9 protein-coding genes are annotated in these 9370 nt (G+C 39.8%); 3 read left to right on the top strand and 6 right to left on the bottom strand.

The genetic code is table 11. From position 1 onward, the window contains the following. From M998_RS11600 to fdoI, 3 genes are all read left to right on the top strand, one after another. A partial coding sequence (locus M998_RS11600; protein WP_282956473.1) for a molybdopterin dinucleotide binding domain-containing protein occupies positions 1-913 on the top strand: 913 nt, incomplete at its 5' end. 9 nt (positions 914-922) lie between these two features. Further along, positions 923-1861: a formate dehydrogenase subunit beta gene (gene fdxH / locus M998_RS11595; RefSeq protein WP_068908973.1), complete on the top strand. Its 939-nt coding sequence runs from the start codon at positions 923-925 to the stop codon at positions 1859-1861. After that, entirely contained in the window at positions 1861-2505 is a 645-nt protein-coding gene (fdoI, locus tag M998_RS11590; RefSeq protein WP_068438801.1) for a formate dehydrogenase cytochrome b556 subunit, read from the top strand. Before fdxH ends, fdoI begins: the two co-directional genes overlap by 1 nt. Before the next feature lie 114 nt (positions 2506-2619). Here the strand turns inward: fdoI and M998_RS11585 are convergent, their stop codons facing one another. The 6 genes from M998_RS11585 to sctE all read right to left on the bottom strand — a co-directional run bounded on the left by M998_RS11585 (position 2620) and on the right by sctE (position 9356). Then, positions 2620-2874 (bottom strand): acyl carrier protein, encoded by a 255-nt coding sequence (locus M998_RS11585; protein ID WP_068908971.1) that lies wholly within the window; start codon positions 2872-2874, stop codon positions 2620-2622. Positions 2875-2878: 4 nt separating this feature from the next. Continuing rightward, positions 2879-4360: a hypothetical protein gene (locus tag M998_RS11580; protein WP_068908969.1), complete on the bottom strand. Its 1482-nt coding sequence runs from the start codon at positions 4358-4360 to the stop codon at positions 2879-2881. Continuing rightward, on the bottom strand, positions 4361-4573 hold the full coding sequence (locus M998_RS11575; RefSeq protein ID WP_068908967.1) for a hypothetical protein: 213 nt from the start codon (positions 4571-4573) through the stop codon (positions 4361-4363). It lies immediately after the preceding gene. Positions 4574-4650: 77 nt separating this feature from the next. After that, entirely contained in the window at positions 4651-5643 is a 993-nt protein-coding gene (locus M998_RS11570; RefSeq protein WP_068908966.1) for a hypothetical protein, read from the bottom strand. A 2-nt stretch (positions 5644-5645) separates the two neighbouring features. After that, positions 5646-6980: an IpaC/SipC family type III secretion system effector gene (locus tag M998_RS11565; protein WP_068908964.1), complete on the bottom strand. Its 1335-nt coding sequence runs from the start codon at positions 6978-6980 to the stop codon at positions 5646-5648. An 18-nt stretch (positions 6981-6998) separates the two neighbouring features. After that, entirely contained in the window at positions 6999-9356 is a 2358-nt protein-coding gene (gene sctE, locus M998_RS11560) for a type III secretion system translocon subunit SseC family protein (protein WP_068908962.1), read from the bottom strand. Between the last annotated feature and the right edge of the window lie 14 nt (positions 9357-9370).

Here is a 9370-nt window from a genome sequence, read left to right as displayed (position 1 = left end):
ATTATTGAAAAAAGGCCAACAGCTTGATGGCTTCCATCAATTAAAATCTGACGGATCTACTGCCAGTTTTTGTTGGGTTTACTCCGGTTGCTGGACAGAAAAAGGCAACCAAATGGCCAATCGTGATAACGCTGACCCATCTGGGCTAGGCTGTACGCCGGGTTGGGCTTTTGCTTGGCCTCAAAATCGTCGAGTACTCTACAATCGTGCTTCGGTTGACCCAAGTGGAAAACCGTGGGATGAAAATCGACAACTGATTAAATGGGATGGGACTCAATGGGGAGGATTTGATGTTCCCGACTTTAGTAACGCCCCTCCCGGTAGTGGTGTTGGCCCGTTCATTATGCAACCTGAAGGTGTTGGTCGTTTATTTGCCGTCGATAAAATGGCGGATGGCCCATTCCCTGAATTCTATGAACCTTTTGAATCCCCTGTAGAACATAATCTATTGCACCCAGCCGTTTCACGAAACCCTGTTGCGCGGCTCTACAGCTACGATGCTGACCATTTAGGCAACGCCAAAGATTTCCCTTATGTGGCAACAACCTATTCCATCACAGAGCTATTTCGTCACTGGACAAAGCATTCCCTGATCAATGCCATTGCACAACCAGACCAGTTTATTGAAATTGGCGAACAGCTCGCATCACAAAAGGGCATTAAACAAGGGGATGAAGTCAAAGTCAGTGCCAAACGTGGATTTATCAAAGCCAAGGCTGTCGTCACCAAACGTATTCGTCCACTCACCATTAATGGAAAAGTCGTCGAAACTATTGGTATCCCTTGCCACTGGGGTTTTGAGGGAGCAACACAAAAAGGTTTCCTTGCTAACACATTGACGCCATCAGTTGGTGATGCGAATGCATTCACACCTGAATATAAAGCGTTTTTAGTCAATGTTGAAAAAGCCTAAGGAGAAATTATGTCAATGCAATCTCAAAATATTATTCGTCGTTCTGCGACTAACTCCTTAACCCCCGCACCTCAAGTCCGTGACTATCAAGAGGAAGTTGCAAAATTAATTGACGTTACCGTCTGTATTGGTTGCAAAGCTTGCCAAGTTGCCTGTTCAGAATGGAACGACATCCGTGATCAAGTGGGTACAAATATTGGTGTTTACGACAACCCTATCGACTTAACCGCTAAGTCATGGACTGTCATGCGTTTTTCTGAAGTCGAAGAAAACGGCAAACTGGAATGGTTGATCCGCAAAGATGGCTGTATGCACTGCGTAGATCCCGGTTGCTTGAAAGCCTGCCCAGCAGAAGGGGCGATTGTCCAATATGCAAATGGTATTGTTGATTTCCAATCGGAACATTGTATCGGTTGTGGTTACTGTATTGCGGGTTGCCCATTTGATGTTCCCCGCATCAATAAAGATGATAATCGCGCTTATAAATGCACATTATGCGCTGATCGTGTCGATGTTGGTCAAGAACCTGCTTGCGTAAAAACCTGTCCAACCGGTGCAATTCATTTCGGTTCGAAAGAATCAATGATAAATCTAGCCCAAGAACGCGTTTCAGAACTGAATACCCGCGGTTATCAAAATGCCGGTCTTTACGACCCGCAAGGGGTGGGTGGAACTCACGTCATGTATGTTCTTCACCACGCAGATAAACCGAATTTGTATCATGGATTACCGGAAAACCCTGAAATAAGCGAAACCGTTAAATTCTGGAAAGGAATTTGGAAACCGCTTGCTGCCGTTGGCTTTGCAGCGACGTTTGCCGGTGCTATTTTCCATTACTTTGGCATTGGGCCAAACCACACAACCGAAGAAGACGAAGAAGAAGCGCGTAAAGATATGGAAGCCTCTTCTCAAACGGAGAAACCCGAGCACAAAGAGGGGCAGCACTAATGAAAAAGAGTCGCAATAAAATTCTACGTCATAGCGCATCTGAACGTATCAACCATTGGTTAGTGGTCATCGCTTTTATTTTTACGGCATTTAGTGGGCTGGGTTTCTTTTTCCCATCTTTAAATTGGTTTATGAATATTTTAGGCACACCACAGCTGTCTCGACTGTTACACCCATTTGTTGGTAGTGTCATGGCCTTCTTATTTATCTTTATGTTTTTTAAATACTTAAAATATAATTTTGTCGATAAACAAGATTTAATTTGGGCGAAAAACATTCATAAAGTACTGAACAATGAAGAAGCAGGGGATATTGGACACTATAATTTGGGTCAAAAAGGAATTTACTGGGTATTGAGTATTTGCCTTATTCTACTCACTGTTAGTGGTATTGTGATCTGGCGACCTTATTTTGCAGATTATTTTTCTATTCCCATTATTCGCCTCGCATTACTGGTGCATTCATTATCCTCTATTGTTCTTATCATCACCGTTCTCGTTCATGCCTATGCCGCATTTTGGGTGAAAGGCTCGATCCGAAGTATGGTTGAAGGGTGGGTTACTCGTGGTTGGGCAAGAAAACATCACCCGCGTTGGTATCGCGAAATATTAGAGCAAGAAAAATCGAAGGAAAAAGATAAGTAATCATTACCTCGGGCTGCTAATTATGAAAAATTATCAGCCCTGAGCAATCTCCCCAGTATACTTCAAGTTGTAGGGATCCTGACTACAACTCGAAGTATGCTGGCTATAAATAACTTATTCATTTACTTTCACAAGATAATTGACAATATCTTGTAAATTGTTCCAGTTCATCCAAATATCATCTCTTAAAGATTGCTTGGTGTATTGTTCGATAGATGAAATCAGCTCTAACATTTCCAAAGAATCAATGTGTATATCTTCAATCAAAGTCGAATTCATTGTTAAACAATGCGTGATCCCTGAATAGGTTCTTATCAGTTGGATTTGATTTTCTAGCCACTGCCAATGGGTGTTAATTAATTTATCCATGCCATTAGTCCTTTAAAAATCCCGTGGTATAGGCCTCTTTGCGTGATTGGTCACGCGTTACCGCCCCCAACTCCGTTAATGTGACAGGTTTGCTGGTTTTAGTATCATCAAGCTGCCATTTATTCCCTGTCGTCTCAGCGTCATCCACTTTTTCAAATGGGTTCGCAAACATGTCTTTTATTGCCGACGTTTGGTTAACCTCTGAGCTTTCATAATACTTATCTTTTTCAGACTGGTTACGTGTTGATGCACCATTTGCCGATAAGGTAACTGCTTTTTGTCCTGTTGAGTCGGATAACGCCCACTTGCCACCTTGGGATGTATATTTATCCACAATGAAATTTTTAGGTAAAAAATGATTAATTTTTTCTTGCTTCGATAAGTCGCTAGCGCTCATTAATGTCTCTTTAATCAAAGGGGGTTCATTAATGGGTTGTTTGGCTCGGCTTACTGATATCGGTGGATTAAATAATGTATTAAACACCGTCGCCGGTTTTTTAGGTATCGGCGCATCGACTTCATCGTCATAGTCCACCCTAGGCTCTTCTGGTAAAAGCTTAGGCGCTTGTTGCTGTAATTTCACGAGTTTCTGAGTGAAAATTTGCTCGTTCAGCGGCGCTAGCGGTTGATTGCTTTCACTTTCAGTGAGATCTGAATGAGTGACGTTACTGAGATTCTCTTTAAAAGAAGAACTTGGATAATTATAAATATAGGTATTACCATAGTTATTGGTAATATTTGTTGATTTAGAAGGCACCGACGATGCGGGTTCCCTTACTTGATAAGCAGCTCCTGTACCATTATCGACTTCATCCGTAGGTTGCAAACTTGCGGCTGAATCTTCAGGTAAACTTTGCGGCTCTTTTCCATTCACTGTTACTTTTAATGAGCTTATTATTTCAACTTTTTCTTCAAGTGCACAAAATATGTTATTTAATTGACAATCTTTATCGACATAATTTTTACTGCCATGTTTTTCATACAACTTCACCATTTCTGATATCGCATTATTCTTTTTTTGGTTTTCACTAGTAATTAAAAATTTATCGATAGGTAAATCATTAATTGTTTCATCGGTTAAATATCTACCTAACATTTCCTTAATTTCAGGATAAACATATTTATCTGAAAATCTTTCACTAATTACATTTAGCTTATCTTTACCTAATAAAGAAAGAGATTTATCGATTTGCTTATCAAACTCGATTAATGATTTTTTGGTCACCTTCTGTTCTGTAGAAAAATCATGTATCGCTAAGGTGCTATTGATATCTTTAATCATTTTAGCTGACGACTTTAATAAATCAGGTGTAGTTTCTTCCGGCTTAAGTAACGTTAATATAATTAAGCTTGTTTCAGGCTCATAGTTCAATTTTTGTTGAGTCAGATGGCCAGTACTTCCAGCTAATAGAACAGATAAAACCATTTCGGGTGTTATTGATGAGTCAACTGCCTGTAATAACTGACTCACTTCATTTGCTTGCATTTAATTGTTTTTATTATGCAAATCTCGACTATTGCCACCAATTTCAATGGTGTTTTTTATTTTACTGCTGTTAACGGGAAATTGGCTTTCAATCTTTGGTGAGCCAACAGATGAAATTTGCGATGCCATCCCATTAATCTTATGGCTATTACCCATATTATTTATTGAACTCACCGAAGGGCGATTTAAAGGTGAAACAATACTTCCAAGCATAAATAATCCTCACAGCTATGATGATTTAAATAGAGAAAACGAAAAATAGTAATAATAAAATTCCTAAATTAAGGAATTTACATATTGATTAATCCATTATTATTTTGATGAAGATCTTTAATTAATTGAATTAACAACTGAACTAAGGTTTCAAAATGGCTATTATCTTGACGAAACGTTTCTAATAAGCGAGACACGCTGCTATTAATTGTATTTTTTTGGCCATCAATCGCAGTTTGTAAACTTTGAAACGATTGTGTCATCATGTCACTACCATCCCACTTTGCAGGTGAGTTAGCAATTGAGCTAAATATTTCTTTAATTGGCTTAAAATCAGGGTAGATTTTGATATTCCCATTCACTTTCTCTACAATAAAACCCTGTCCTGCCAGCTTTTTCTCCCAAAAAAGATACTCTTGTTGGTTACCTTGTATTGTAATAAGCGGCGTCGCATTGCTAAGATTAGGCTTCCAATTTCCAAAATATGCACCTGGACCAGACCCTGAAAATTGGTTACCTGAATATTTAGAAATAGAATTATCGATAGATATCAAAAACGCTTCTGGTTTAAAATAAATTTTACCGTCACTACCGGCTTCCACATAATTACTCATTTTGCCAATTGCAGTATTAACATCCTGCATATACGTTGTTGTTGCTTTAATAACCTCACCATATTTTTTTTGGTAACCCGAGTGGATGTTATCAATCAAATCATTCAGTCCCTGTATGTGCGCACGCCCATCCTCCACCGATTCTGCAATATATTTAGGTAACTGATTGAGTTTATCCCTAGAGCTCCTGAGCCCTCGCACATTATCTCGTCTCTGATCTTCAATTTTACCAAGGTCACTCGATATAATATTTTCTCGAAATGATTCTGTTGCAACCTCATAACCAAGTTGTTGAAATGCCTGATCTGCTTGTTGATACAAATCTGCTTGAGGGTCGAGAATAATACCATCCCCGACAAAGAGAGGAGTCACACCAACTTGGGCTTCAGTTGTTTCCACTACCGGTCTTTGAGGGAAATTATTCGCATGAGCTGCGGTTGATAAAATATCCATCATCGCTAACCCCTCGTGACACTTTGGAAAGTTCTTAGCTGACTTTCCCTGATTTCGCGTAATTGTTCGAGCATTTGCTTAACCGTATCTTGGCCTTTATCCACTTGCTTATCTTTATCCGCAGAAACTGAACGGGCAACATCGGCCACCGACTGCTGCGTCATTTTATTGGCTTCTTCTGCTTTAACGTTGACTTGATTTGCTGCGGTTGCCATCTGACCTGCATTATCAGACAAGCGCCCACCCTGCTCTGCCACACCCATTTTTACACGGGTTTTATTCATAATACGCTCGTGCTCTTGGTGCTCTGCCAGCCCTAATTTATTTGTGCGCTGCGCAGCCTCAACACCTCTTTGATTTGATAGGCCTTGTTGCGACACGGTTGGCTGATCTGTCAGACTCATTGATGTTCCATCTTTCCCTTTCAATGAGAGTGAATTTGCCTTCGATGTCATTGTTGAAGACACTGTATTTACATTTAGCTCACCCAAACGGTCAGCTGCAGAGGTATTTTGGTTAGCGCTCGCCAAGTTATTTTTAATGGATTGATTTTGTGTACGCAATGATTTTGCTTGAAATGCCGCACTCGCAGAGCTAATCGCGAGAGAGGTAAAAAAGCCCATCATCGCACCAGAGAACATTTCCTTCCCTTCTTTAATGGTTGATTCCGCTGCCGCTTCAACCATTTTGGCATTTAGCATTAAAAAATCCGCACTGATCCGTCGGTCTGAAATGTTAATTTCAGCCATCACTTTGCGAATAATTTTAACTAGCTCCACCAAGATATCACTGCTCATAATACCGATGAACTCACTTTTTTTCGCATCACCTACAGACTTAACTTCATTTTTCCCTACATCTGTAACAGATTGATTATTTAGCGCTTCTCTAAAAAATGAACTTGCCAATACGACTTGGAATGCTTGCGCAATTTGCTTCATTTCCACTTCATCAGGTAATTGAGCATTCTTAACTACCTGTGCAATGTTACTTTGTTCTTCAGTTAAAACTTTCGTAAACACGGTTTGTATTTTTTCTGGTGTTAATGAAAGAAAACTACGGATATCACCTAAAAGCTCAATATTTTCGATTGAACTGAGAGGACCTAATAGATGCGTTAGTTGTTCAATTCCGAGATCCGTATTTGATTCTGTTAATTTTGGCTTCTCTATATTTAGCCCTCCAGAATCAACATTAAGCCCCGGCAAAACTAAATTGTTAATAGGTTCGAGTGAAGAAGTATTTGCATTACCTTTAACCGTTGAAGTCGGTATTAAATCAGAGTTATTATTTAATTTAGATAATATAGGTGAATGTATTGGTTGAGTGATAGTTGTCATTAGAATTTCTCCAGTAAATTAGGCAAATCGTGCAGTTTTTAGCATATCGACTTTAGCTTGGCCGGACTGCTTAAGTGACGTCAACATACCTGTAAACATCTCATCCAACTGCTCATAGTTTTTTGACATTGCTTTGATTAATGCGTTAAGCAATTCATCGAGTGCTTGAATGGTTTCATTATTTAGCATCATGCCTGCGAGCATTTCTTTCATATCGCGCATCTGAGCCGCAGAATGTAAATGTAAACCGCCTGTCGTGGCAGCATTTGCTACCGATAAACCTGCTCCGGTTCCCTTCATACCAACCTCAAGTCGAGCCATCGCCACACTCTGCGTTTTTGCTGATGTAACCATCTTGTCAGTAGCTTTCGCTATATCCTGAACATCATCAACGTTATCCGCTAGCTTAGAGACTTTGGCTAGCTTCGCGACGTTAACGGTGCTATCAGTAACCCGATCCCCCACTTTCACCATTTGGCCGCCAATTGAAACCAAATCAGCGGACTTATCTACCTTATCAACCGCCTGACTGACAGCTTTGGAAATATTCTTTACATCATCAAACTTGTCAGCGAGCTGAGTGAATTTCGTCAACTTCACCACACTATCAGCGCTATCGGCTACCGAATCACCGACTTTCACCATCTGACCACCAATGGAAACCAAATCAGCGGATTTATCTATTTTATCTACCGCCTGGCTAACCGCTTTAGAAATATCCTTTGCATCATCAAATTGATCAGCAAGCTGAGTAAATTTCGTTAGCTTCACCATCTCATCGGTATTATCTACAATAGACTGCCCTGCCTTAGTCGTCTTTGTTGCTATGTTTCCTAATGCATTTGTTAAACTTTTTGGCATTGATTTAATCGTACTTTTTAATAAAGTACCGGTATTTTTCACAATCGTTTTAGCAACATTCGACACCGTATTAGCCATGTTTTTTACAAAAGAGGACATCGAAACAAGCGAAAGTGCGAGGAAAGCGACAGCGGCGAGAACCATACCGACGATGCTGCCTATCTTTTTAGCTTCCTCTTCAGGAACACCAAAAGTAATGAGCATATCCGTAACCGCACTTGATATTTCAGTCGCCAGCATTTGCATTAAACTACCATTACCTGTCTCTTCTAAAACAATATCAGCCACTGACATTGCAATACCTATTGCCGCAATTGCCAGTGTCAAAGGTGCTGCTGCACCAAATGTGGCAACCGTTGCAATCACAGAAACAGCTAGCATCACATAGCTGAAAATTTTACTGGCACAAGATGCGGCCTTATTAGCATCTGCGGCTTTACGCTCTGCTTCCGCAGCTTCTTTGGCTTTTTTATCCGAGTCTTTACGAGAGGCCTCACTGATTGCTGTCATCACCTCTTCTTGCTCTTTCATATTACGAAGAGAGTCTTCATTCATGGCTTTTTTTAGCTGTGCAGTCAGCATGGTTAATAGTGCGAGGGTGTTTTCCCATTTTTCACCATCAATTTCAATGCGTTGAGGTGAAGACTCAATAAATTTATTTAAGCTTTCACGTTCATTATTAGCGACCTTTGCCAATTCTGTTGCTTGCTTTAATACATCAGTACGTTGGGTATTAATAACCGTAAGGTCATTAAGTAAAGTATCAATTTCGGTATTCAACGCACTGAACTGTGAAGAGAGTGTATTTTGTTGTTTTCCAAGCTGAGCAATATCTGTAACTAGTTCACTTTCAAGTTGTGTTAACTCAGTAAACATTTGTTTATCTTCGAATGTTACCGCTGGGGTTGGTAATGAGGATAAGCTCGCTTGAGTAAACGCTAACGCATTTTGTTGTATCTGTAATGCGCTCTTATTTTCTTTTATCTGTATCTTTAAGGTGGGTAATTTTTGTTGTAGTGCGTCTAATTTAGAGGCCTCAACATTATACTTTTTAGTGAGTTCGACACCTTTTTGCTTGGATTGGGCCAATTCATCAGTACTTTTTGCAAAAGAGTTCAGTAAAACTTCCCCTTGATTACGCTTAGATTCTGATTCGTGATTCAATATCTGTAATCGACTGGCTAATTCACCAATTTTACCTTCATGTAATAATTGGCGTAATGACGCAAAAGACTCAATCAATACCGCATTCGCGTTAAAACCTTTCTCTGACGTCATATTCCCCATCGTATGAGGTTGCATCTTCATCGCCATCATTTTTGGTTTAATTAACTGTGGTACATTTTCACGACTTAGCCGTTTCGCTTGCTCATTAGAAACTAGCTCTCCACATGCAGCCTCCATCGTTAATAACGCTTTAACAATTTCATTGCCCAATCCTATTGGATTTTTTCCTTGTAAGAATGTACGAATATTATCAATTCGTTCATTACTTGGATTTGTAATGTGAACCATACTATTTCCTTCAC

Source organism: Providencia heimbachae ATCC 35613 (assembly GCF_001655055.1).
In the GTDB taxonomy this organism is placed as follows: Bacteria; Pseudomonadota; Gammaproteobacteria; order Enterobacterales; family Enterobacteriaceae; genus Providencia; species Providencia heimbachae.
Note: the sequence above shows the minus strand (reverse complement) of the source record. Positions and strands in the feature narration are given on the sequence as shown.